The following is a 23,011-nucleotide window of genomic DNA, read 5'->3' as shown; positions in this document are numbered from 1 at the left end:
GGGCCGACAGCCCGCTTGTAGCCGACGCCCCTGCCGTTACCGGTGGGGGCGTTGTCGCCACCGGAGCCGCATGGCAGGATGGCGGGATGCCGGCCGAGGTCTCGATCACCGAACCCTTGGTGCGCCGCCTGCTGGCCGGCCAGTTCCCGGCCTTGGCCCGCCTTCCGTTAAGGCGGGCCGCCAACGGCTGGGACAACGTCCTCTTCCGCCTCGGCAGCGGGCTCGCGGTCCGGCTTCCCCAGCATGCGGCGGGAAACCGCCTCTTGCTCAACGAAATCCGCTGGCTGCCGCTCCTTGCAACAGGCCTGCCCCTGCCAGTCCCCGCGGTGGTCCACCACGGCCGGCCCACGGACCACTTCCCGTTCCACTGGTCGATCGTTCCGTGGTTTGAGGGCCGGAGCGCTGCGGCCCTGCCGCCCGAAGCCCGGGACCGCTACGCGCCCGTGCTGGCCGGTTTCCTGCGGGCGCTGCAGGTTCCGGCGCCCGCGGAAGCCCCGCACAACCCGATTCGCGGAGTGCCGTTGGCGGCATGCGCCGCCGCCTTCCACGAACGACTCGCCCGCTGGGACGACGCCCGCGCCGGCCTCGCGGTCGGCTGCCTGCCCGACGCCTCCCGATTGCAGGAGGTATGGGATGCGGCGCTGGCTGCACCGGACTATTCGGGACCGCGGCTGTGGCTACACGGAGATCCGCATCCGCACAACGTTATTGTCGACGAATCCGGGACACTGACGGCCATCGCCGACTTCGGCGATGTGTCGCAGGGCGATCCCGCCAGCGACCTCGCCGTGGCGTGGCTGCACTTCAGTCCCGCCGGCCGCGCAGAGTTCCGGTCCGGGCTGGTCTGCGACGCCAGCGCCTGGGACCGGGCCAAAGGGTGGGCTGTCGGGTACGGATTGATGATGGCGCTGCGGCCGCCGGCGGACCCGCTGCACCCCGTCGGCTGCCATGCGCTGGAGCAGGTAGTCATCGGCTGACCAGGGCGTGTCCGTTGGCCCGCGGCGCCCGCAGATGATCTGATGGAAGTCCCGCCCCCACAACAGACAGACCCGACAGGCGAACGCCTTCGCCGCCGGCGGGGCATGCCCGCCGATTGAAGGAAGTACGGAAACAGATGGCTTCGATGCCCGCTGCCGAAATCGCCATCACCAACGACCTGGTGCAGCGGTTGCTCTCGGACCAGTTCCCGGACCTCGCCCGGCTGCCCCTGGTGCGGGTGGCCAACGGGTGGGACAACGTGACCTTCAAGCTCGGGTCCGACCTGGCCATCCGGCTGCCGCGGCGCGGCGCGGCCGCCGATCTGGTGCTGCACGAACAACGATGGCTGCCGTCCCTGGCCCCTGAGCTGCCCGTCGCCGTGCCTGCCCCGACGCGCTGCGGCAGCCCGACGTCGTACTATCCGTGGTCCTGGTCCGTGGTGCCGTGGCTGGAGGGCCGGGCTGCCTGGCGCCTCCGCCCGGAGGAACGGCGTTCGCTGGCCCGGGGGTTGGCGGCGTTCGTGGCCGCGCTGCACCTGGCGGCCCCGTCCGGGGCCCCGATGAACCCGGTGCGCGGAGTGCCGCTGGCCTCCCGCAACGCGGCCGTGCAGCAGCGCCTGGCTTCGGGGGCCATTCCGGAGGCAGAGCGTGTCACGGCGCTGTGGCGCCAGCTGTCCGCCGTGCCCGCGTGGGAGGGACCGGCGCTGTGGCTGCACGGCGACCTCCACCCGGGAAACCTGGTGGTGGACGGCAACCGGTTGGCGGCCGTCATCGACTTCGGAGACATCACCGCTGGCGATCCGGCGACCGACCTGGCCGCCGCTTGGCTCGTGTTTGACGCCCCGGGGCGCCGGGAGTTTATCGCGGCCGTCGAAGCGCGTACCGACGTTTCCCCGGAGACCTGGCAGCGCGGCCGCGGCTGGGCGTTGAACATCGCGACGGTGCTGCTGACCTCCTCCGACGACAACCGGTTGTTGCGCGGCGTGGGGGAGCGGGCGCTGGCCGAAGTCCTGTCCGAGAGCTAGCCGCCGCGCCGGAGCCGCAGTAGCATGACCGGAATGCTCAACAGAATTGCGTCCACGTAAGGAGTGGCGATGCCCGGTTCTACAGGCCTGCAACTGCATGCAACGGTTCTGGGGGCACCGAATCCGTTGGCCTTGGCGGAGTTCTACGGTCGGCTGCTGGGCTGGGGCATCCGCACCAACGAGCCCGACTGGGTAACACTGGCCAATCCGGACGGTGGGCCGGGGCTGTCCTTCCAACTGGAGGAGGACTACCGCCGGCCGGTCTGGCCGGAAGAACCCGGCGAACAGCAGATGCTGATGCACCTGGACATCTTGGTAGACAACCTGGCCGCCGCCTGCCTTCATGCTGAAGCGGCCGGAGCCGAACTGGCCGGATTCCAGCCGCAGGACGACGTCCGGGTGTACTTCGACCCGGCGGGGCATCCGTTCTGCCTCTTCGAACACTAGGCACGCGGACAGTTACGGTTTTCCGCCCCTGCCCCGGTTTGGGCCCCCGCTCCACCTAAGAAGCGGAGCAGGAGCCCAAACTGGAGCGCAGCCCCGGCCACCGCTCCGGCTCGGAGCCACGCCTCAAGCCGGCTGTGCCGTGCCGTCGAACAGCCGGGAGCGGATCAGGAAGCGTTTGCCCTCCGGCGCCTCCACCGAGAACCCGCTGCCGCGCCCCTCCACCACGTCCACGGTCAGATGCGTGTGTTTCCAGTACGCGAACTGCTCCCGCGACATCCAGAAGTCCAGGCTCCCGCGGTCGGGAAGGTCGAACGTGCCCAGCAGCACGTCCGCATCGCCGGTGAGGAATTCACCGGCCGGATAGCACATGGGGGAAGAACCGTCGCAGCAGCCGCCGGACTGATGGAACATCAGCGGCCCGTGGGTCTCCCACAGTTTTTGCAGCAGCCCGACGGCCGGTCCGGTGAGCGCCACCCGGGAAAAGTCCTCCCCGGGCAGCGCCACCGCGGCCTCGAGCGCCGCCTCGTGTTTCACAGCGGCCGGGGTGGGTGCACCCTGCCCCTGCGGTGAAGCAGACGCCATGACGTGACCTGTCTTTAGAAGAAGCCGAGCTTGTTTTCGTTGTAGCTGACCAGCAGGTTCTTGGTCTGCTGGTAGTGGTCCAGCATCATCGCGTGGTTTTCCCGGCCGATGCCCGAGGACTTGTAGCCGCCGAACGCCGCTCCCGCCGGGTAGGCGTGGTAGTTGTTCACCCACACCCGGCCGGCCTGGATTTCGCGCCCTGCCCGGTAGGCCACGTTTCCGTTGCGGCTCCACACTCCGGCCCCCAGCCCGTAGAGCGTGTCGTTCGCAATCTCCAGGGCTTCCTGATAATTCCCGAACCGGGTAACCGAGACAACCGGTCCGAAGATCTCTTCCTGGAAGATCCGCATGCTGTTGTCGCCCTCGAAGATGGTGGGCTTCACGTAGTAGCCGTCGGCGAGGTCACCGTCCAGGATGTTCCGGCCGCCGCCGGTCAGGATTTTCGCGCCCTCCTGCTGGCCGATGTCCATGTAGGACAGGATCTTCTCCAGTTGGTCGTTGGAGGCCTGGGCGCCGAGCTGGGTGTCCGTGTCCAGCGGGTTGCCCTGGATGATCGCCTCGGTCCGCGCCAGTGCGTCGGCCATGAACGAGTCGTAGATCGGCTCCTGCACCAGAGCCCTCGACGGGCAGGTGCAGACTTCGCCCTGGTTGAACGCGAACAGGGTAAAGCCCTCCAGCGCCTTGTCGTAGAACGCGTCCTTTTCGGCGGCCACATCGGAGAAGAAGATGTTCGGGCTCTTTCCGCCCAACTCCAGCGTGACCGGAATCAGGTTCTGCGAGGCGTACTGGCTGATCAGCCGGCCGGTGGTGGTCTCGCCGGTGAACGCGATCTTGCGGATCCGCGGACTGGAGGCCAGCGGCTTGCCGGCTTCCACGCCGAAACCGTTGACCACGTTGACCACGCCCGCCGGCAGGATGTCCGCGATCAGCTCCATCAGCACCAGGATGGACGCCGGTGTCTGCTCCGCAGGCTTAAGAACGACGGCGTTGCCCGCCGCCAGCGCAGGCGCCAGCTTCCAGGTGGCCATCAGGATGGGGAAGTTCCAGGGGATGATCTGCCCGACCACGCCCAGCGGCTCGTGGTAATGGTAGGCGGTGGTGTCGTCGTCCAGCTGGGACAGCCTGCCCTCCTGCGCCCGGACGGCCGAGGCGAAGTAGCGGAAGTGGTCAGCGGCCAGCGGGATGTCGGCGGCCAGGGTCTCGCGGACCGCCTTGCCGTTGTCCCAGGTCTCGGCCACGGCCAGCAGTTCCAGGTTCTCCTCGATCCGGTCTGCGATCCGGTTCAGCACTGCGGCCCGGTCCGCCACCGAGGTCTTGCCCCACGACGGTGCCGCCTTGTGGGCGGCATCCAAGGCGAGTTCGATGTCCTCGGCGGTACCGCGTGCTACTTCGCAGAACGGTTTGCCGGTCACGGGGGAGGGGTTCTCGAAATATTGGTTCTTCACCGGGGCGACCCATTCGCCGCCGATCCAGTTCTCGTAGCGCGGCTTGAAGCGCACCGGTGATCCCTCGGTCCCGGGCTGGGCGTAAACAGTCATGGTCGACTCCTTTGGCTTCGGTGTCCGGACCCCCACGGTCCGGCAGACGGCACTGTCTGTGTCCCCAGAGCCTACGGAGGGCAACGTTGCAATCAGGTTGCAGCGTGCGTCCTTGCGGCCGGCACCGCCGCGGGACCCATCCGGAGGGGCCGCCAGTCTCCGGTTCCAGCTGCCCTGGCACCGTTTTCGAAGGAACCGTCAGTCCCCGGTTTCCAACTGTTCCAGCACCGCGACGACCCCGGCCCGCTTCGGTGAGCGCGGCGGCAGGAGGCGCAGCGCCGCGCGCCAGGCCTCGGCGTCGTACTTTGCTTCAGAAAGTTGCAGGTACCGCACCACTTCTTCCGGCGAGGCGCTGCTAAGCACAGCCTCACGCAGGGTGGCACTGACGTGCCGGCGAAAAACGACGATGCCGGGCGCCTCCGACCGTGGAACGACCTGCCCCCGGTACACGTCAAGCGCCTGCCGGTGTGCCCCGCGGGCGAGGCATCGGAGGACCTGCTGCGCATCGACCGTCACTTCCTGGGGGAGGCGGTAGGGCCGGGATGCGGGGACGGCGGCAGGGCTGATACCGGCCAGCAGTTTGCGCAGCCGCACCATCTCGGCCCGCAAGGTGGCGCCTTGGGCCTGCGGGTTGAGCTGGTCCGCCAGTTCCTCGGCAGTCAGGCCGGCAGGGTGCAGGGCCAGCAGGGTGAGGATCTCCGTGTGGCGCTGCGACAACTCGATCCGCTGGCCGGCAAGTTCCAACAGTCCCTGGTCCCGGCCCGTGATGTGGAGTCTGGCCTTGGCATGGGGGCCGGGTTCGCTGTCCGGACGAGCCGGAGTACCGCGGCGCTGTGTGGTCGGGCCGGCGGGCACTGTGCGGGTGCGTGTCCTCGGGGTGTGCCGGGCGGCGGTTTGGAGGCGCAGAATGCGCAGTTCCGCCTCGGCCGCCGCTACCGCCGCCCGCACCAAGGACAGCGTGTGGGGAGCGGCCGCTTCCTCCCCGCCGGTCAGATCCACGACGCCGAGAACAGCACCGGTATCCGGGTCGCTGATGGGGACGGCAGTGCAGCTCCACGAATGGACCGCCCGGCTGAAGTGCTCGGCACCGGCGATTTGGACCCCGCGGCCCAACGCCAGCGCCGTGCCGGGCGCGCTGGTGCCCACGGTTGCTTCCGACCAATCGGTGCCGGGCATGAACATCATGTTTTCGGCGCGGTCTTTCAAACGGACATCTCCGTCCACCCAGAGCAGCCGCCCGTGCTGGTCGCCCACGGCCACCAGCATTCCCGCGTCGTGGCTGGGCTCCACCAGCAGCCGGCCGAAGACCGGCATGATGGCGGCCAAGGAATGGTTCCGCCGGAACACGTCCAGCGCGTCGGCGGCCATGACCAGTGGAGCCAGCGCACGATCCGGATCCGCCGCGTGTTGCAAGGACCGCTGCCAGGAGTCGCGCACCACTGCGCGCAGCCCCCTGATGCTCCCGGTCCCACCGGACAGTCGACTCGGATCAAGTCGTTCGTGCGCGGCGTAGGCCTGGTCCTGCACGGACCGGGACGCTGGCTGGGCTGGGTGCGGCACTGGAGAACCCCTTTGTACCGGATCGCAGCCACGGACCTGTGGCCGGGGTCACAGTCTAGCCTGCGTTTCCGCGGCCTTTCCACCGGCTTCCACGGCACGGGGTTCCCGGGCGGGTTGACTGCTCCCATGGGTCCGGCCGGCCTGGTGCTCCGAGGGCTCAGGCGGCCACCAGGCGCAAGGGCAGCGAGGAGTAGCCCTTCAGCGTGTTGTGCAGGTACGGGACCGGCGCGCCGGTGGGCTCAATCTGCTCCACATTCCGTGCCAGCCAGGTCAGGACGACATGCATTTCCAGCCGGGTGATCGGCTGGCCGACGCAGCGGTGGATGCCGTTGCCGAAGGCGATCATGCTGGCTGCGTCGCGTTCAATCCGGAAGACGTCCGCATCGGGCCCGAACTGGGCTTCGTCCCGGTTGGCCGACCCGAGGAACAAGGCGAGCTTGCCGCCGGCCGCCAGGCTGACGCCGGAAATTTCCGTGTCCGCCGACGTGGTCCGGTAGAACGACTGGAACGGGCTCTCGAAACGCAGCACCTCGTTGATGGCCAGCGAAACCATCTGCGGGTTCTTCCGCAGGATGCGCCACTGCTCCGGGTGTTCGGCGAAGAGCTTGAGGGCGTTCCCAATGCCGATCACCGTGGTGTCCAGGCCGGCCGACAGCAGCGCGCGCACCACCAGCGGGGCCATGTCCTCCGGCAGTTCACCACGGTCGACGTACTGCCACAGCTGTTCACCCATCCCGCCGGGACTGAGGTTTTCCCGCCGCGTCCGGTCCATCACCCACTCCGGCGTCCCGGCACCTTGTTCAAAGTAGAAGCGGTGGCGTTCGTTTTCGGGGCCGAAGTGGCTGAAGTTCATCGCCCCATGCGTCAGCAGGTTCTCCTCGCGCCCGGCACGGGGAATGCCGACGGCGTCGCCAAACGCCCGGAGGGGGAACACTTCGGCCAGATCCTTGACGCCGTCGATGGAACCGCGCTCGAGCAGTTCGGGCAGCAGCTGGTCGGCGAAGGCCTCGAACCCTGCCCGCAGGGCGCGGGTCCCCTTAGGTGAGATGACCCCGGCCATGGCGTCCCGCATCACGGTGTGCCGCGGCGGGTCCGACTCGAGGATGCCCTGCGGCCGCCAGTTCGGTTCCTTCAGCAGGTCCTTCGGGCCCACACCCGCTCCCGAAATGAACGTTTCATGGTCCGCCAGGATGTCCCGGCACTCGCGGTACCGGGCGAAGGCCGGCACCTGGTACTTCTCCAGCCAAACGGCCGGCCCGGCTGCGCGCATGCGGTCGAACAGCCCGTACGGATCGGCCAAGACCGCATCCGAATACGGGTCATCGGCGATTACCGGGATGCTGTGATGGGTCATGGTTGCCACGCGTTGGCCTCGCTTGTGTAGTAGGGAAGAAGTGCTTGCGAGCAAAGCTACCGTGCCCGGGACCCGACGGATACTGTGACGCGCTCCACTTCACCAGAACAGTTACGTAGAGTTGGCCTAGTGATCCGGGCCACAGCCCGGGCGGCCGGGTGCGCCGGCCGCTTTAGCGAAAGGACACCGCGTGAAGGCGCTCTACAAGTCCGGCCCACAGGCCGGCTTCGAGCTGGTCGACCGGCCGGAACCGGAACCCGGCGCCGGCGAGGTCAAGATCAAGGTCCACACCACGGGCATCTGCGGTACCGACCTGCACATCCAGGCCTGGGACGACTGGGCCGCGGGTGCGGTCCGGGCGCCGCTGATCCCCGGCCACGAGTTCTACGGCGAGGTCGTGGCCGCCGGCAGCGCCGTGCAGGACGTGCAGATCGGCGACCGGGTCTCGGGGGAGGGCCACATCGTCTGCGGGACCTGCCGGAACTGCCGCGCCGGCCGGCGGCAGATGTGCATCCGCACGGTCAGCGTCGGCGTGCAGCGGGACGGAGCCTTCGCCGAGTTCGTGGTGATTCCCGAAACCAATGTGTGGGTGCACACCGACCCGGCCGTCACGCCCGAACTGGGCGCGGTCTTCGATCCGTTCGGCAACGCCGTGCACACGGCGCTGAGCTTTCCGCTGGTCGGCGAAGACGTCCTGATCACCGGCGCCGGGCCCATCGGGCTAATGGCCATAGCGGTGGTCCGCCACGCCGGTGCCCGCAAGATCGCCGTCACCGACGTGTCGGCCGAGCGGTTGGAGCTGGCCAAACAGATGGGCGCCGACATGGTGGTGGACGTCAGCCACGCCCGGGTGGCGGACGCGCAACGGCAGCTCGAACTGGTCGAAGGCTTTGACATCGGGCTGGAGATGTCCGGCCGCGGCTCGGCCCTGCGCGCCATGATCGACAACATGACCCACGGCGGCAGGATTGCGCTGCTGGGGCTGCCAGCCGAAGACATCACCATCGACTGGGCCAAGGTGGTCACCCACATGCTCACGCTCAAGGGCATCTACGGGCGCGAGATGTTCGAAACCTGGTACGCGATGAGCGCCATGCTCTCCTCCAGCCCGGCCGTGCACGCGGCGATTTCCTCCGTGATCACCGATGTGCTGCCGGCCGCCGAATGGGAGCGCGGGTTCGAGACGGCCCGGCGGGGGACAAGCGGCAAAGTGGTCCTGGACTGGACCCGGATTTAGGGAGGGAAGCATGTACGGAACGCTCAAGGACCAGCTGGCCTCGGAGCTGGAGGAGATCCGCGCCGCCGGACTGTTCAAGGCCGAACGGCGCATCACCACCCCGCAGTCCAGCCACATCTCCGCCGGCCCGGATGGATCAACCCGCGAGGTGCTGAACTTCTGCGCGAACAACTACTTGGGGTTGGCCGACCATCCGGACATCATCGCCGCCGCGAAGGCTGCCATGGACGAACGCGGATTCGGCATGGCCAGCGTGCGCTTTATCTGCGGCACGCAGGACCTCCACCTGCAGCTGGAGCGGGAAGTGTCGCGCTTCCTGGGCACCGAGGACACCATCCTGTTCTCGTCCTGTTTCGACGCCAACGGCGGGGTCTTCGAATCGTTGTTCGGGCCCGAGGACGCCATCATCTCGGACGCGCTGAATCATGCCTCGATCATCGACGGCATCCGGCTGTCCAAGGCCGGGCGGTTCCGCTACGCCAATCGGGACATGGCCGAACTTCAGGAGCGGCTGCAGCAGGCTGCGGCCATGAACGACGGCGCCGGCGCCCGGCGGACCCTGATCGTTACCGACGGCGTGTTCTCCATGGACGGTTACCTGGCCCCGCTGGAACGGATCTGCGAACTGGCCGAAGAATACGGCGCGCTGGTGATGGTCGACGACTCGCACGCCGTGGGCTTCATGGGGGCCAACGGTGCCGGCACCCCGGAGCATGCCGGGGTGGCTGACAGGGTGGACATCTACACCGGCACCTTCGGCAAGGCGCTGGGCGGTGCCTCCGGCGGTTACGTGTCCGGCCGCCGCGAGATCGTTACCGTGCTGCGGCAAAAGGCCCGGCCCTATCTGTTCTCCAACTCGGTCGCGCCGGCCATCGTGGCCGCCACCTTGAAGGCGCTGGAGCTGGTGGGCGGTTCGGCCGACCTTCGGTCCAGGCTGCAGGACAACACGGCGTTGTTCCGCCGGCGGATGGCCGAGGAAGGGTTCGACCTGCTGGAAGGCGGGCATCCGATTGTCCCGGTGATGTTCCACGACGCGGTCCTCGCCGGGCAGGTGGCCGAGGCCATGCTCGCCCACGGCGTGTACGTCACCGCTTTCAGCTATCCGGTGGTGCCCAAGGGCACAGCGCGGATCCGCGTGCAGCTCTCGGCCGCCCACAGCGCCGACGACGTCGAGGCCTGCGTCGCGGCGTTCGTCGCCTCCCGGCATGCGGTCCAGCAGGCCTGACTCCGCGCGGCAGCCTGACTCCGCGCGGCGCGGCGTGGCCCGCGCGGACGCTGCAAGCCACTGGACCCGCGCGGCGGGCGCGCCCAGCGGCGTGCGGCGAGGCGACCGCTGTTGACCGGCCCGGCCCGCGTATCCGGCTACTCGGCCCGGCCTGCGGTTTCCGCTTCGAAGGCGCGGTAGAAGCTCAGGCCGAGTTCGCGGGCTCCGGCGGCACTGTAATGGATCTGGCCGGCGTCCTGGCTGGCGCCGGACGGGCCCTCGACGAACGCCGTCTGCAACCGCTGCGCCGCCACGGAGCGGTGGGCGGCCTCGATGCCGCGTCGTCGCGGGTCGTCGGGCAGCCATTCGGGCACCATGCCGCCGATCAGGAACGGCACCGGCCCCAGCTCGTCGCGGACCAGATCGATAATCTGCAGCAACTTGCGGCGGTACCAGGCCTCCGAGGCACCCAGCACCGCGTCGGACTCGCCCTGGTGCCACAGGACCGCCACCAGACGGTTGCGCGGATTCAGCGAGAGCGCCTGCCGGGCGGCATCCAGCGCGCGGCGGCACAGGTTCGTTCGGGCAGCTGTGTTGTCCGGATCCCAGGAGTAATCGGCGTTGCCGGTGATCGAGGTGCCGCCCAGGGCCGCGGGCACCAACAGCACCTTGCGGCCGGCCGGTTGCGCCAGCCACAGCTGCCGCGCGAATTCGAGACCCGGGCCCACCGCGGGCCGTCCGTCCACCCACACACTGGAGACATGGCAGAGCGGTTCGCTGGCCGTGATGACGTGGCCGGCGAACCGGCCGGACCCCGCCAGCTGGTCGATGCCGTCCAGCTCCACGTCGATGGCGGGGTCGAAGGGGAAGCCGCAGCCCTGCATGTTCGACTGGCCCAGCAGCAGGACGATGTCATGGCCGGCCTGCCGGGGATCGACGCGCCCGTTGGGAGCGGTTTGCGCGGCGGCTGCGGCTGCCGGGGCGAGGATCCGGAGCAGCGCCCGGTGGGTGGCCGACGCCGGGTCCGCCACCAACCGCGCAATCTGTTCGTCATCCGCCGGGGGATCCGGCCGGGCCGCGGCAGCTCCCGCCGTGCCCAGGGCGCCGGCACCGATGCCGGCCGCCAGCACGGGAACCGTCCGCTGCAGCAGCTTGCGCCGGCTCGGCTGTCCCTCGGGTGTGTTGGCGACCATGCAGCAGGTCCTTCTGGTGCCGGCCCCCAAAGTTGCTGCGCCGCGTCCGGTCCGGCCTGCCGGACGCGACGGTTGTCCGGCACCAGTCTATGCCGAACGCATCAGTTCAGTGCTGTGCCTGCTGCCTTTTCGACGGCGTCCACCAGCACGCCGCTGTCCACCAACAGGCGGACTGCCTCGATCTCCGGCGAGAGATAACGGTCGGTGTCCGGGCCGGCGACCGTTTTGCGGATCTCCCGGCGCACCGCGGTGACGGCCGGGGCGCTGCGGGAGGTCTGCACGCCGCCGTCGCGCATGTCCAGGGCGCGGGCACTGGTGAGCAGCTCGATGGCCAGCACCCGGGTCAGCCCGTCCAGGGCGCGGCGCAGCTTCAGCCCCGCGGACCACCCCATGGACACATGGTCTTCCTGCATGGCCGAGGACGGGATGGAATCCACCGACGCCGGGTTGGCCAGCCGCTTGAGCTCGCTGACAATGCCCGCCTGGGTGTACTGGGCGATCATGTGCCCGGAGTCCACCCCCGGATCATCGGCCAGGAACGCGTTCAGGCCATGGCTGCGGGCGGTGTCCAGGAACCGGTCGGTGCGGCGTTCGCTCATCGAGGCAAGGTCCGCGACCGCGATGGCCAAAAAGTCCAGCGCGTAGCCCACCGGGGCGCCATGGAAGTTGCCGTTGGACTCCACCCTGCCGTCGAGGGTGACCACGGGATTGTCGACGGCGGAAGCCAGTTCGTAGCCGGCCACCGATTCCACGTGGGCCAGCGTGGCGCGCGCCGCGCCGTGCACCTGCGGCGCGCAGCGCAGGGAGTACGCATCCTGGACCCGGGTGAACCGGTGCTGCGCATCGGCTCCGGCGGACTTTTGCTCTGCGATCAGGACGGAACCGGACAGGATGGTGCGCATGTTGGCCGCGGCAGCGATCTGGCCGGGGTGCGGCCGGAGCGCGTGCAGGTCCTCGGCCAGCACCGAGTCGGTGCCGAGCAGGCCTTCGATGCTCATGGCGGCGGCGAGGTCGGCCGTTTTCAGCAGCCGGTGCAGGTCGGCCGACGCCATGATCAGCATGCCCAGCATGCCGTCGGTGCCGTTGATCAGCGCCAGGCCTTCCTTCTCCCGCAGTTCCACCGGCTCGAGGCCCGCGGCGGCCAGGGCCTCGGCGGCCGCCACCAGTTCACCGTCCCTGGTGCGGACCTGGCCTTCACCCATCAGGGCGAGCGCGCAGTGGGCCAGCGGCGCGAGGTCCCCGGAGCAGCCCAGGGAGCCGTATTCGCCGACCACCGGGGTGATGCCGGCGTTGAGGATGCCCGCGTAGGCCTGCGCCACCAGCGGGCGGACGCCGGTGCGGCCCGTGGCCATCGTGGCGAGCCGGTTAAGCATCAGCCCGCGCACCACCTCCCGGTCCACCTCGGTACCGGAGGAGGCCGCGTGGCTGCGGATCAGGCTGCGCTGCAGCTGGGTGCGCAGCTGGACCGGGATCTGCTTGGTGGCCAGGGCACCGAATCCGGTGCTCACCCCGTAGTGCGGCACGTCGTCGTCCACCAAGGCCTCGATCACCTTGCGTGATTCGGTCATGGCCTGCAGCGACTCTTCGCTGAGTTCGACGGCGGCGCCGTGGCGGGCGACGGCGACAACCTCGGCGGGGGAGAGCGGTCCGACGGAGACGGAGACGGGGGCGGTCTGGAGCTGGGACATGGTGCCTTTCGAAAGTAGTGGGAGTGCCGGGCGGGGGCGGGGGCGGGGATCAGTCCGCGATCAGTGCATCATAGTCGGGCTCGTTCTCCAGCACGCCGTACTTGGTGGCCGCAGACCCCAGCTTCTGCAGGCCCTCCATGTTGACCTCCGGATACCAGCGGGACATCACTACCGTCTCGGCCAACTCGGGCGTGACCTTGGCATAATCCTGGATGATGGTGCGCACCTCGTCGTCGTTCTCGGAGGCGAACTGGAAAGACTTCTCCAGCGCCCGGCGGAAGCGCTCCACGAGCTCGGGGTCCTCCTGCAGGGTTTGCTCGGAGGCGAAGTAGAAGGCGGAATCGAAGTCATCGGTGAGGTCGGTCATCGGGCTGGCCACGATCTTTCCGCCGGCGTCCAGGATCTGGGTGCGGAACGGCTCCGTGGTCCAGGCCGCGTCGACGTCGCCGCGCTCCAGCGCCGCGGGCATGTTGGGGTACGGCATTTCGACGAAGTCGACGGCGTCCGGGTCGCCGCCGGCCTGCTCCACGGAGTTCCGGATGGTGACGTCGGCGAAGTTGTTCAGCGCGTTCACGGCCACCGTCTTGCCCACCAGGTCGGCGGCGCTCTCGATGCCGCTGTCCGGCATGGCCGCGACCTCGGTGACGTCTTCGCCGGGGACATTGGTGGAGCTCGAGCCGTTGGAGACCACCGTGATCGGCAGCCCCTTGTCCCGCGCGATCAGCAGCGAGACGACGTTGGAGTAGCCGAACTGGTATTCGCCGGTCATGACCGCCGGTACGATGGCCGCGCCGCCCTGTGCCAGCTGGACGGACAACTGGATGCCTTCGTCCTCGAAGTACCCCTCCTGCATGCCCAGATAGACCGGGGCCACGTCCGTGATCGGGATCAGGCCAAGATTCACCTGGTCCAGGCTGGCGTCCGCCGGCGCTCCCGCGGTTTCCGTCCCGCCGCCGGTTGACGACGGGCTGCCGGAGCCGCAGCCCGTGAGCATGAGCGTGCCGGCCAGCGCCGCTGCCGAGGCGGTGGCAAGCAGGGAGCGGCGGGCCGTGGGGGCCACGAACAACTGTGGGCGCATCAGGATCTCCTTGTTCTGCCGGTACGCGGCATACCTGTTTCGAGCAATAAAACGACCGGGCTGATACCCGAAGCTACCCACCCAGCGATGCCCCGGTCAAGGGTTTTCGGTTAAATTCTTGCCGCTCAATGAAATTGATGTTTTACTGGCTGCAATATTGCACAGGCAACGGAGGTCAGGCATGGCGACGACAGCGGATCCCACGACCAGGGCGGCGGACCGCACCCTGGCGCTGCTGCGCATCGTCTGCGAGAACGACGGCGTCAAGCTCGCCGATGCGGCCAAGGCGGTGGGCCTGTCGGCGTCGACCGCGCTGCGCCTGCTGCGCACGCTGGAAGCCAACGGGTTCGCAGCCAAACGGGACAACGCGCTCTACCGGCCCGGCTTCCGGATGGTGCAGCTGGGCGTGCAGGCCCTCAGCCACGAGTCGCTGGTCGATGCGGGCCGGGACGTCCTGCGCACGTTGGTGGACCAGACGGGGGAATCGGCGTACCTCAGCGTGACCGCCGGCAACGACCACGGGCTGTACATATCCATCGAAGAGGGCACCCACACCGTGCGCCACGTGAATTGGGTGGGCCGGACCTTCCCGATCGCGGGAAGCGCGGCCGGGGCGGCGCTCAGCGGGCAGGTGGACCGGGGCGGGTTCACCGTGCAGGCGGACAGCGTGGAGGCCGACGTCACCGCGGTCGCGGCCCCGGTCATCGCCGGGGACAAAGTCATCGCCGCGCTGAGCATCGTCGCGCCCAGCTACCGCACCACCGCCGAAGCTGCCGAGAAATTCGGGCTGCTGCTGGCCGAACAGGCGGGCACGCTCTTCACCGCGCCGGAATTGGCGGCGGCACACAGGACCGAAGAACAAGATCAGTCACGTACTTATACGCCGGAAAGGGCATAACAATGACGTTCACCCAGCACGATCCTTCCCGCAGCATCCGGGCCCCCAGGGGCACCGCGCTGACCGCCAAGAGCTGGCAGACCGAGGCCCCGCTTCGGATGCTGATGAACAACCTGGATCCGGAAGTGGCGGAGCGCCCCGAGGACCTGGTGGTCTACGGCGGCACCGGCCGCGCGGCACGCTCCTGGGAAGCCTACGACGCGATCGTCAAGACGCTGGCGGAACTCGAGGACGACGAGACGCTGCTGGTCCAGTCCGGCAAGCCCGTGGGCGTGCTGCGGACGAATCCGTGGGCGCCGCGCGTGCTCATTGCCAACTCGAACCTGGTGGGCGACTGGGCCAACTGGCCGGAATTCCGCCGCCTCGAGGCCGAAGGACTGATGATGTACGGCCAGATGACGGCCGGGTCCTGGATCTACATCGGCACCCAGGGAATTCTGCAGGGCACGTTCGAGACCTTCGCCGCCGTCGGGGCGAAGCTGCACGAGGCCGGCAGGACCGCCGCGCCCTCCCTGGCCGGAACGGTGACGCTGACCGGTGGCTGCGGCGGCATGGGCGGGGCCCAGCCGCTGGCGGTCACGCTCAACGACGGCGCCTGCCTGATCGTTGACGTGGACGAGGCCAGGCTGCGCCGCCGCGTGGGCAAGCGCTACCTGGACGAGGTGGAGACCGACCTGGACACCGCCGTCGCGAAGGTCATGAAGGCCAAGGAAGAAGGCCGCGGCTGGTCGGTGGGCTACGTGGGCAATGCCGCGGAGGTGTTCCCGGAGATCTTGCGCCGGCATCGGGCCGGCGAGATCACCGTGGACGTGGTCACCGACCAGACCTCCGCGCACGATCCGCTGTCTTACCTGCCGGAAGGCATTTCCGTGGCGGACTGGCAGCGCGAGGCCCAGGCCGATCCGGACGGCTTCACCAAGAAGGCGCAGGCCTCGATGGCCCGGCACGTGCAGGCCATGGTGGAGTTCCAGGACGCCGGCGCCGAGGTGTTCGACTACGGCAACTCGATCCGAGACGAGGCACGCAAGGGCGGCTACGAGCGCGCGTTCGAGTTCCCGGGCTTCGTCCCGGCCTACATCCGGCCGCTGTTCTGCGAGGGACTGGGCCCGTTCCGCTGGGTGGCGCTCTCCGGCGACCCGCAGGACATCGCCGTGACCGACGCCGCGCTGAAGGAACTGTTTCCGGAGAACGAGCACCTGCACCGGTGGCTGGACGCCGCCGCCGAGCGGGTGGAGTTCGAGGGGCTGCCGGCGCGGATTTGCTGGCTCGGCTACGGCGAGCGGCACCAGGCCGGGCTGCTCTTCAACCGGCTGGTGGCCGAGGGCAAGGTTTCGGCGCCGATCGTGATCGGCCGCGACCACCTGGACTCCGGCTCCGTCGCCTCCCCGTACCGGGAGACCGAGGCGATGGCGGACGGCTCGGACGCCATCGCGGACTGGCCGCTGCTGAACGCCCTGACCGCCGCGAGCTCGGGGGCCACCTGGGTGTCCATCCACCACGGCGGCGGCGTCGGCATCGGCCGTTCCATCCACGCCGGCCAGGTGTCCGTGGCGGACGGCACCGAGCTGGCCGCGCAGAAGCTGGAGCGGCTGCTGACCAACGACCCCGGCATGGGGGTGATCCGGCACGTGGACGCCGGCTACGACCGCGCCGTCGAAGTCGCGGCCGAACGGGGCGTCCACATCCCGATGAGCAAATAGGCGGCCGGCAGATGCAGACTGTCTCCTCGCTGCTGGAATCCATTGCCGACGTCGGCCGCGACGCACAGCGCGGCGGATACTCGCGGCCGGTCTACTCCACCGCGGAACTGGGCCTGCGGGAGTGGTTCATCGACCAGGCCCAACGCCGCGGCCTGGGCGTGGAGACGGACCGCAACGGCATCATCTGGGCATGGTGGGGCGAGCCGCAGCCCGGCGCACTGGTCACCGGCAGCCATCTGGATTCGGTTCCCGGCGGCGGCGCCTTCGACGGGCCGCTGGGCGTCGCGTCCGCGCTCGCCGCCGTCGACGTCCTCAAGGAGCGAGGCATCCAGCCGAACAGGCCGCTGGCCGTCACCGTCTTCCCGGAAGAAGAAGGCTCGCGGTTCGGTGTGGCGTGCCTGGGGTCGCGGCTGCTGGCCGGCGCCATCGATCCGGACAAGGCCCGGAACCTTCGCGACGAGAGCGGCAACACCTTCGCCGACATTGCCCGCGCCAACGGGCTGGATCCCGCGCACATCGGGCGCGACGACGAGGCGCTGGCGCGGATCGGCGACTTCGTCGAGCTGCATGTGGAGCAGGGCCGCGGGCTGGGCGAGGACGGTCCGGCCATCGCCGTCGGCAGTTCCATCCTGGGCCACGGGCGGTGGCGCATCAGTGTCGCCGGCCAGGGCAACCACGCCGGCACCACCCTGATGGCCGACCGCGCCGACCCGATGGTTGCCGCCGCGCAGATCATCCTGGCCGTGCAGCAGACCGCGGCCAGGCAGCCCGACGCCCGGGCCACCGTCGGGCGGATCCAGCCGGTGCCCGGCGGCACCAACGTGATCGCCTCGCGCGTGGACCTGTGGCTGGACGCCCGCCACCCGGACGACGCCGTCACCGCGCAGCTTGTCGAAACGATTCACGGGAAGGCCCAGAAGATCGCCGCGTTCGAGGGCTGCTCCGTGTCGCTGACGGAAGAGTCCTACAGCGGAACCGTGCACTTCGACTCCGCGCTGCAGCGCCAACTGGAAAACGCCCTGCCCGGCGCGCCGGTACTGGCCACCGGCGCAGGACACGACGCCGGAGTGCTGGCCTCGCGGGTGCCGTCCGGCATGCTGTTCGTGAAAAACCCGTCCGGCATCTCCCACTCCCCGGAAGAATACGTGGAGCCCTGGGACGCGGACGCCGGCGCGGAAGCCTTGGCGGATGTGCTCGAGGCCCTGCTGTGAGCAGTATCTGGTGCGAACGCGCCTGGCTGGGCCCGGACGGCGTGTCCGACGGAATCCTGGTTGAATGCGGCGACGGCGGAACCGTGACGCGGGTGGCTGCGGCGCCCCGGCCCGATCCGGCCGACGGCGCACTCGTGCTCGACGGCGTGGTCTTTCCCGCCGCTGCCAACGCCCACTCGCACGCGTTCCACCGGGTGTTGCGGGGCCGCACGCACACCGGCCGGGGCGACTTCTGGACCTGGCGGGAGCAGATGTACCGCGCGGCCGGGGCGCTGACGCCGGAGAACTACGAGCGCCTGGCCACGGCCGTGTTCGCCGAGATGGTCGCCGCCGGCTTCAGCAGCGTGGCGGAGTTCCACTACGTCCACCACCGCCCGGACGGAACCCCGTACGGAGTCACATCGCCGGACCACGGGAGCGGCGCAGGACACCTTCCCGCCGGCGACGACCCCAACAGCGCCGGGTATGGCGGGCACGCGATGGAGCTGGCGCTGTGCCGGGCCGCCGAGGCGGCCGGCATCCGGTTGACGCTGCTGGACACCTGCTACCTGTCCGGGGGCATCGGCACCCCGCTGGCCCCGGAGCAGCAGCGCTTCGGCGACCGCGACGTGCAGGCCTGGCTCGCCCGGCTGGACTCGCTGCGCCGCGTCGTTGCGGACCGGTTCGACCCGGCCCGCATCACGGTCGGCGCCGCCCTGCACTCGGTCCGCGGCGTGCCCGAGTCGGCGCTGCCGTTCATCGCCGAGCACCTGCCCGCGGGGCTGCCGCTGCACATCCACCTCTCCGAGCAGCCGGCCGAGAACGAGGCCTGCCTGGCCGCCTACGGCGTGACACCGGCCGGCCTGCTGGCCCGGCACGGATTGCTGTCGCCGGGCCTGAGCGCCGTCCACGCCACCCACCTGACCGCCGAAGACATCGCGCTGCTCGGGAAGGCCGGTGCCACGGTGGTGATGTGCCCGACGACGGAAGCGGACCTGGCCGACGGAATCGGGCCGGCCCGGGAGCTGGCAGACGCCGGCGCCCGGATCGCCGTTGGCACCGACCAGCACGCCGTCATCGATCCGTGGCTGGAGATGCGGGCGCTGGAACACGGCGAACGGCTGGCCAGCGGCCAGCGCGGCCGGTTTGCGCCGGCCGAGCTGCTGGAGTCGGCGTCCGCCGGAGCCGCGGCCGCGATGGGCACCCCGGTGGCCGGCATCGCCGTCGGAATGGCCTGCGACCTGGTGGCCGTGAACCCCGGCACTGTCCGCACGGTAGGCTCAGAGCCCGGGCAATTGCCGCTGAGCGCCAGCGCAGCGGACGTTTCCGCCGTCGTCGTTGCCGGTGACTTGCTGGCCGTCAACGGCCGCCACCGGCGCCTGGGTTGGCCGGCCGAGCTGCTGGCCGACGCCCTGAAGGAGTTTGAATGAGCACTGTCGTCACCAACATCGGCGAACTGCACACGCAGGACCCGGCCCGCGGCGCGGACTCTGTGCTGCACGATGCCGCGGTGATCATCGAGGGGGAGCGCATCGCGTGGCTCGGCCCCTCGACCCAGGCCCCCGATGCCGACGAGCAGTTCGACGCCGGCGGACGGGCCGTGCTGCCGGGCTGGGTGGATTCGCACACGCACCTGGTCTTTGCCGGAGACCGCACCGCCGAGTTCGAAGCCCGGATGGCGGGCGAGTCCTACCAGGCCGGCGGGATCGCCGTCACCACCGGCGCAACCCGCGAAGCCAGCGACTACGATCTCACCCGCCTGCTGCTGGCCCGGGTGGCGGAGGCGGCGGCCGGCGGCACCACCTACCTGGAGACCAAGACCGGCTATGGCCTGGACGTGGAGCAGGAGGCCCGCAGCGCCCGCATCGCGTCCACCGTGGCGGATGAAGTCACGTATCTCGGGGCGCACCTGGTGCCGGACGGCATCGGCGCCGACGAATACACCGACCTGGTCTGCGGGGACATGCTCGCAGCCGTCAGGCCCTACGTGCAGTGGGCCGACGTGTTCTGCGAACGCGGCGCCTTCACCGAGGCCCAGTCGCGCCGGGTGCTGGCTGCCTGCCGCGACGCCGGCCTGGGCCTGCGCGTGCACGGCAACCAGCTGGGCGAAGGTCCCGGCGTGCGGCTCGCCGTGGAATTCGGGGCGGCCAGCGTGGACCACGTGAACTACCTGTCCGACGACGACGTCGCCGCGCTCGCCGGCACCTGGGCGGGCTGGGACCGGGCCAGCGGCACGGGGGAGCGCGGCACGGTGGCCACCTGCCTGCCCGCCTGCGACCTGTCCACCCGGCAGCCCCTGGCGCCCGGCCGGCAACTGCTCGATGCCGGCGTGGAAATTGCCCTGGCGTCCAACTGCAACCCGGGGACCTCGTTCACGAGCTCCATGAACTTCTGCGTCACCACCGCCGTCCTGCAGATGGGACTCAGCGTCCACGAGGCGGTCCGGGCCGCCACCTACGGCGGGGCGCTGGCGCTCGGGCGGCACACCGGTGTGGACGCGGAAGGCCAGCGTGCCGTGGGCTCCCTCGCCGTCGGGCATCGCGCCGACCTGCACCTGCTCAACGCCCCTTCGGCCACCCACCTCGCCTACCGCCCGGGCATGCCCCTGACGGCCGCCGTCTGGCGGGCGGGTGTGCGCTCGGCCGTGGGCGCCTAGGGGCGCGTGGCCCGCCCCGGCTCCTGAAGGCCGGGAGACCCCCGGGCTCCCGAAGGCCGGGAGACCCCCGGGCTCCTGAAGGCCGGGAGCGGCCCTCAGCCGATGTGTTCGTAGCGGTTGGGGTCTTTGACGTCGTGGCAGTGGGCCAGGACGTCGACGGCACGCTCGGCGTCGTGGTCCTTGAGCGCCTGGAGGATGCTGCGGTGATCGTGGATGACCTTGGCCTGGTGGTCCGGTCCCTGCCGGTAGGTCAAGGTAATGCGGTGCTGGATGGGGTGGTTCCAGATGGAGGAGATCACGCCGCGCAGGTAGTCGTTGTCCGACGGTTCGATGAGGGCCAGATGGAAGGCCCGGCCCAGCCGGAAGAGTTCGCCGCTGTCCTGGGGGTCGACGGTTTCCGTCTCGTCCACGAGGCTGCTGAGCCGCACGAGCTGCTGCGGGGTGTAGGAGCCAATGGCGTCCCGGACCGCGAGTGATTCCAGGGCGTAGCGCACCTTGAAGACGTTCTCGATCTCACGCTCGTCGAGCTGGTTGACGATATAACCCTTGCCCGGGACCAGGGTGGTCAGTCCTTCCAGCGTCAGCTGGGTGAGTGCGTCGCGGACAGGCGTGCGGGAGACACCGTATTGTGCCGCCACCGACTCCTGGGCCAGGGCTGAACCCGGTTTGATGGATCCGCTGATGATGTCGGCGCTCAACTGCTCGTGGACGCGGACCGACAGCGGCCTCACGTCATTCGGTATCGCAGCCATGATGGCCTCCTTCTGTGTCTCATGAGTGCACTTTATAGTCCAGCCACGGGCGGCACATGGACAACGAGGCTAAAAGCGGCGAAATGCGTAACCTGCCGCTCTTTTGCCGAAAGTGCTTGACGTCACACTCAGCCTTTGAATACAGTGTATACACACATGATGGAGGAGAACCTAAAATGTATGTGCTGAACACTTGGTACGTGGCGGCGTGGTCAACGGAGGTCACGCGCAAGCCGGTGCGGCGGGTCATTTGCGAGCAGCCGATCGCTCTGTTCCGGACCCAGGACAACGAAGCCATTGCCCTTGCGGACCGCTGCGCGCACCGCGCCTTTCCGCTCTCCGAAGGCCGGACCATCGGTAATTCGGTGGAGTGCGGATACCACGGTTTCACCTACGGCCCGGACGGCATGTGCACCAAAGTGCCGGCCCAGTCGACAATCCCCGAGCGCGCAAAGGTGCGCAAATACCCGGTGGTGGAGCAGGACGGGTGGATCTGGGTCTGGACCGGCGATCCGGAACTGGCCAACCCGGCCGATGTCCCGGATACCCACTGGATGGTGGATCCGGAGTGGGCGACCGTCACCCACTCGTACCACTTCAAGTGCCGGGCCGACCTGATTCACGACAACCTGCTGGACCTGACCCATGAGTCCTTCCTGCACAAGACCACCGTGGGTGATGACTACATCTACGAGCACGGCATCACGGTGGAAGTGGAGGGCAACGTGGTCAGCGTCGACCGCCTGATGCCCTCGGTGGAAGCTCCGCCGCTTTACGCCGAAACCATGGACGCCCGCGGACTGTTCGACCGCTTCCACTGCACGGAGTTCTTCGTGCCGAACCTGCATGTTTTGCACTCCGGCATCACCGGGGAGGGCAAGCCGCGCGAAGAGGGCTTCCTGATTAAGGTGCTGAACGGGATCACGCCGATCGATCAGCACAATTCCTGGTACTACTACGCCTTCAGCCGCAACTTCGCCGTCGACAATCAGCAGGCGACCGAGGACCTCCGCGTAGGTCTGGCGACGGTCCTGGACGAGGACGCATCGGCGCTGGAGGCCCAGGAAATCGGGATGCAGACCCGGCCCCAGGGCGAGTTCGATGTCCTGATCGCCCAGGACGGCGGAGTCGCGAAGGCGCGGCGCATCCTGGCCGCGCTGCTGAAAAAGGAACAGCAGGCCAAGTCCGCCCTCGATTCTGCCGCCCGCCGGGAGCCGGTTGCTCCCAGGACGGCCTAGGTGCCCGCATGTGGATGCTGATTAGAGCCAACGCGCTCGGCGCGGAGACCTCGGCCGAGTCGGGCGCCAGGATCCTTGCGGCGTGTCCGGATTCAGCCGAGCGCGGCGACCCGTGGCGCTGGACGGTGGCGCTGGATGAATCCGGCCCGGAGCCCGCCGTCGCACTCGAAGCCGACGAGAGCTACATTGCCTCCGAAAGCCGGCGCTACACCGGCAACTACACCGGCACGTTGCAGCGCGTGCCGGGCGAGCAGCTGATTGTGGCCGGGCTGGCCGGCGAGGCGCTGGTTGCCGCGCAGGGCGGCCCATGGCAGCGCTGGCTGCGCGCCGGCGACATCTTCATTGTTGAAGGCGAGGACGGCGAGGAAATCCGGCTTTCACTGGCCGGGGGAGAATCCGCCGTCCAAGTCATCACCCTCGCCCCGCGGAAGGCCAAGGTGTTGCGGTGGGTCCCCTGACCGCTATTCGCTGACCATCTGCACCGCGCAATACCCACCGCGCAATTGCGACGCGCCGGGCAAATGCGCGATTTGGCTGGATCCGGTGGTGGCCGTCGCGCTGCGGCGCGCACCTGGTTTTCCCGCCGCTGCAAGCTGCACCCTGCACCTGAAACTGAAGCACCGAGGCACTGATCGTCTCCTGATCAGTGCGGATATCCATAACCGGACAACGCCGTCCGGACCATGAAAGGAAA

Annotated in this window: 20 protein-coding genes; 12 read left to right on the top strand and 8 right to left on the bottom strand. The window is 69.2% G+C overall.

The genetic code is table 11. From position 1 onward, the window contains the following. Positions 1-86: 86 nt before the first annotated feature. The 3 genes from AC5RUK_RS12675 (at position 87) to AC5RUK_RS12665 (ending at position 2,449) form a co-directional block, all read left to right on the top strand. On the top strand, positions 87-977 hold the full coding sequence (locus tag AC5RUK_RS12675; RefSeq protein WP_494152364.1) for an aminoglycoside phosphotransferase family protein: 891 nt from the start codon (positions 87-89) through the stop codon (positions 975-977). A 137-nt stretch (positions 978-1,114) separates the two neighbouring features. Next, a complete protein-coding gene (locus AC5RUK_RS12670) occupies positions 1,115-2,002 on the top strand; it encodes an aminoglycoside phosphotransferase family protein (protein ID WP_494152363.1) in 888 nt (295 codons plus the stop codon). Between the two features lie 69 nt (positions 2,003-2,071). Next, positions 2,072-2,449 (top strand): VOC family protein, encoded by a 378-nt coding sequence (locus AC5RUK_RS12665; protein ID WP_493988069.1) that lies wholly within the window; start codon positions 2,072-2,074, stop codon positions 2,447-2,449. 123 nt (positions 2,450-2,572) lie between these two features. On the opposite strand, the gene AC5RUK_RS12660 is transcribed toward AC5RUK_RS12665, so the two are convergent. From AC5RUK_RS12660 to AC5RUK_RS12645, 4 genes are all read right to left on the bottom strand, one after another. Next, complete coding sequence (locus AC5RUK_RS12660; RefSeq protein ID WP_493988070.1) at positions 2,573-3,031, bottom strand: DUF779 domain-containing protein; 459 nt, start codon at positions 3,029-3,031, stop codon at positions 2,573-2,575. A 14-nt stretch (positions 3,032-3,045) separates the two neighbouring features. Further along, positions 3,046-4,569: an acetaldehyde dehydrogenase ExaC gene (exaC, locus tag AC5RUK_RS12655; RefSeq protein ID WP_494107981.1), complete on the bottom strand. Its 1,524-nt coding sequence runs from the start codon at positions 4,567-4,569 to the stop codon at positions 3,046-3,048. 198 nt (positions 4,570-4,767) lie between these two features. Beyond that, positions 4,768-6,129 (bottom strand): GAF domain-containing protein, encoded by a 1,362-nt coding sequence (locus AC5RUK_RS12650; protein WP_494152362.1) that lies wholly within the window; start codon positions 6,127-6,129, stop codon positions 4,768-4,770. A 157-nt stretch (positions 6,130-6,286) separates the two neighbouring features. Beyond that, a complete protein-coding gene (locus tag AC5RUK_RS12645) occupies positions 6,287-7,483 on the bottom strand; it encodes a cytochrome P450 (protein ID WP_494152444.1) in 1,197 nt (398 codons plus the stop codon). 190 nt (positions 7,484-7,673) lie between these two features. On the opposite strand from AC5RUK_RS12645, the gene tdh reads away from it, so the two are divergent. Next, a complete protein-coding gene (gene tdh / locus AC5RUK_RS12640; protein WP_494152361.1) occupies positions 7,674-8,720 on the top strand; it encodes an L-threonine 3-dehydrogenase in 1,047 nt (348 codons plus the stop codon). A gap of 10 nt (positions 8,721-8,730) precedes the next feature. Then, positions 8,731-9,945 (top strand): glycine C-acetyltransferase, encoded by a 1,215-nt coding sequence (locus AC5RUK_RS12635; RefSeq protein WP_494152360.1) that lies wholly within the window; start codon positions 8,731-8,733, stop codon positions 9,943-9,945. A 137-nt stretch (positions 9,946-10,082) separates the two neighbouring features. Here the strand turns inward: AC5RUK_RS12635 and AC5RUK_RS12630 are convergent, their stop codons facing one another. The 3 genes from AC5RUK_RS12630 to AC5RUK_RS12620 all read right to left on the bottom strand — a co-directional run bounded on the left by AC5RUK_RS12630 (position 10,083) and on the right by AC5RUK_RS12620 (position 13,883). Continuing rightward, positions 10,083-11,117, bottom strand: a complete 1,035-nt coding sequence (locus tag AC5RUK_RS12630) for a sialate O-acetylesterase (protein WP_494152359.1) — start codon at positions 11,115-11,117, stop codon at positions 10,083-10,085. A 101-nt stretch (positions 11,118-11,218) separates the two neighbouring features. Continuing rightward, positions 11,219-12,805 carry a histidine ammonia-lyase gene (gene hutH / locus AC5RUK_RS12625; RefSeq protein WP_494152358.1) on the bottom strand — a complete coding sequence of 529 codons (1,587 nt, stop codon included), beginning with the start codon at positions 12,803-12,805 and terminating at the stop codon, positions 11,219-11,221. Positions 12,806-12,854: 49 nt separating this feature from the next. Continuing rightward, positions 12,855-13,883: an ABC transporter substrate-binding protein gene (locus AC5RUK_RS12620; protein WP_494152357.1), complete on the bottom strand. Its 1,029-nt coding sequence runs from the start codon at positions 13,881-13,883 to the stop codon at positions 12,855-12,857. A 181-nt stretch (positions 13,884-14,064) separates the two neighbouring features. Here AC5RUK_RS12620 and AC5RUK_RS12615 point away from each other — a divergent pair, with 181 nt between their 5' ends. Genes AC5RUK_RS12615 through hutI form a run of 5 tightly spaced genes read left to right on the top strand, consistent with a single transcriptional unit; the run spans position 14,065 to position 20,327 of the window. Beyond that, complete coding sequence (locus AC5RUK_RS12615; protein WP_494152356.1) at positions 14,065-14,781, top strand: IclR family transcriptional regulator; 717 nt, start codon at positions 14,065-14,067, stop codon at positions 14,779-14,781. Positions 14,782-14,783: 2 nt separating this feature from the next. Beyond that, positions 14,784-16,481 (top strand): urocanate hydratase, encoded by a 1,698-nt coding sequence (gene hutU / locus AC5RUK_RS12610; protein WP_494126927.1) that lies wholly within the window; start codon positions 14,784-14,786, stop codon positions 16,479-16,481. An 11-nt stretch (positions 16,482-16,492) separates the two neighbouring features. Next, positions 16,493-17,692, top strand: a complete 1,200-nt coding sequence (locus AC5RUK_RS12605) for an allantoate amidohydrolase (RefSeq protein ID WP_494152355.1) — start codon at positions 16,493-16,495, stop codon at positions 17,690-17,692. Continuing rightward, positions 17,689-19,101 carry an amidohydrolase family protein gene (locus tag AC5RUK_RS12600; RefSeq protein ID WP_494152354.1) on the top strand — a complete coding sequence of 471 codons (1,413 nt, stop codon included), beginning with the start codon at positions 17,689-17,691 and terminating at the stop codon, positions 19,099-19,101. Before AC5RUK_RS12605 ends, AC5RUK_RS12600 begins: the two co-directional genes overlap by 4 nt. Further along, positions 19,098-20,327, top strand: a complete 1,230-nt coding sequence (gene hutI, locus AC5RUK_RS12595) for an imidazolonepropionase (RefSeq protein ID WP_494152353.1) — start codon at positions 19,098-19,100, stop codon at positions 20,325-20,327. Before AC5RUK_RS12600 ends, hutI begins: the two co-directional genes overlap by 4 nt. Positions 20,328-20,422: 95 nt before the next feature. Here the strand turns inward: hutI and AC5RUK_RS12590 are convergent, their stop codons facing one another. After that, on the bottom strand, positions 20,423-21,079 hold the full coding sequence (locus tag AC5RUK_RS12590; protein WP_494152352.1) for a GntR family transcriptional regulator: 657 nt from the start codon (positions 21,077-21,079) through the stop codon (positions 20,423-20,425). A gap of 176 nt (positions 21,080-21,255) precedes the next feature. Between AC5RUK_RS12590 and AC5RUK_RS12585 the strand changes: the two genes are divergently transcribed. Then, positions 21,256-22,317, top strand: a complete 1,062-nt coding sequence (locus tag AC5RUK_RS12585; protein ID WP_494107971.1) for an aromatic ring-hydroxylating dioxygenase subunit alpha — start codon at positions 21,256-21,258, stop codon at positions 22,315-22,317. Positions 22,318-22,325: 8 nt separating this feature from the next. Next, positions 22,326-22,775: a hypothetical protein gene (locus AC5RUK_RS12580; protein WP_493988085.1), complete on the top strand. Its 450-nt coding sequence runs from the start codon at positions 22,326-22,328 to the stop codon at positions 22,773-22,775. The last annotated feature ends 236 nt before the right edge of the window (positions 22,776-23,011 follow it).

It is taken from the genome of Arthrobacter sp. Y3223065, from assembly GCF_059090885.1.
The sequence above is the reverse complement of the archived record's forward strand: the minus strand, read 5'-3'. Positions and strand labels throughout refer to the sequence as shown.

Bases quoted from the DNA above. Each gene is read 5' to 3' on its own strand.
- AC5RUK_RS12645 (WP_494152444.1), bottom strand. From the start codon at position 7,483: ATGACCCATCACAGCATCCCGGTAATCGCCGATGACCCGTATTCGGAT.
- exaC (WP_494107981.1), bottom strand. From the start codon at position 4,569: ATGACTGTTTACGCCCAGCCCGGGACCGAGGGATCACCGGTGCGCTTC.
- hutH (WP_494152358.1), bottom strand. From the start codon at position 12,805: ATGTCCCAGCTCCAGACCGCCCCCGTCTCCGTCTCCGTCGGACCGCTC.
- AC5RUK_RS12585 (WP_494107971.1), top strand. From the start codon at position 21,256: ATGTATGTGCTGAACACTTGGTACGTGGCGGCGTGGTCAACGGAGGTC.
- AC5RUK_RS12590 (WP_494152352.1), bottom strand. From the start codon at position 21,079: ATGGCTGCGATACCGAATGACGTGAGGCCGCTGTCGGTCCGCGTCCAC.
- AC5RUK_RS12630 (WP_494152359.1), bottom strand. From the start codon at position 11,117: ATGGTCGCCAACACACCCGAGGGACAGCCGAGCCGGCGCAAGCTGCTG.
- AC5RUK_RS12660 (WP_493988070.1), bottom strand. From the start codon at position 3,031: ATGGCGTCTGCTTCACCGCAGGGGCAGGGTGCACCCACCCCGGCCGCT.
- AC5RUK_RS12675 (WP_494152364.1), top strand. From the start codon at position 87: ATGCCGGCCGAGGTCTCGATCACCGAACCCTTGGTGCGCCGCCTGCTG.
- AC5RUK_RS12665 (WP_493988069.1), top strand. From the start codon at position 2,072: ATGCCCGGTTCTACAGGCCTGCAACTGCATGCAACGGTTCTGGGGGCA.
- AC5RUK_RS12605 (WP_494152355.1), top strand. From the start codon at position 16,493: ATGCAGACTGTCTCCTCGCTGCTGGAATCCATTGCCGACGTCGGCCGC.
- AC5RUK_RS12620 (WP_494152357.1), bottom strand. From the start codon at position 13,883: ATGCGCCCACAGTTGTTCGTGGCCCCCACGGCCCGCCGCTCCCTGCTT.
- hutI (WP_494152353.1), top strand. From the start codon at position 19,098: ATGAGCACTGTCGTCACCAACATCGGCGAACTGCACACGCAGGACCCG.
- AC5RUK_RS12670 (WP_494152363.1), top strand. From the start codon at position 1,115: ATGGCTTCGATGCCCGCTGCCGAAATCGCCATCACCAACGACCTGGTG.
- AC5RUK_RS12580 (WP_493988085.1), top strand. From the start codon at position 22,326: ATGTGGATGCTGATTAGAGCCAACGCGCTCGGCGCGGAGACCTCGGCC.
- hutU (WP_494126927.1), top strand. From the start codon at position 14,784: ATGACGTTCACCCAGCACGATCCTTCCCGCAGCATCCGGGCCCCCAGG.
- AC5RUK_RS12635 (WP_494152360.1), top strand. From the start codon at position 8,731: ATGTACGGAACGCTCAAGGACCAGCTGGCCTCGGAGCTGGAGGAGATC.
- AC5RUK_RS12615 (WP_494152356.1), top strand. From the start codon at position 14,065: ATGGCGACGACAGCGGATCCCACGACCAGGGCGGCGGACCGCACCCTG.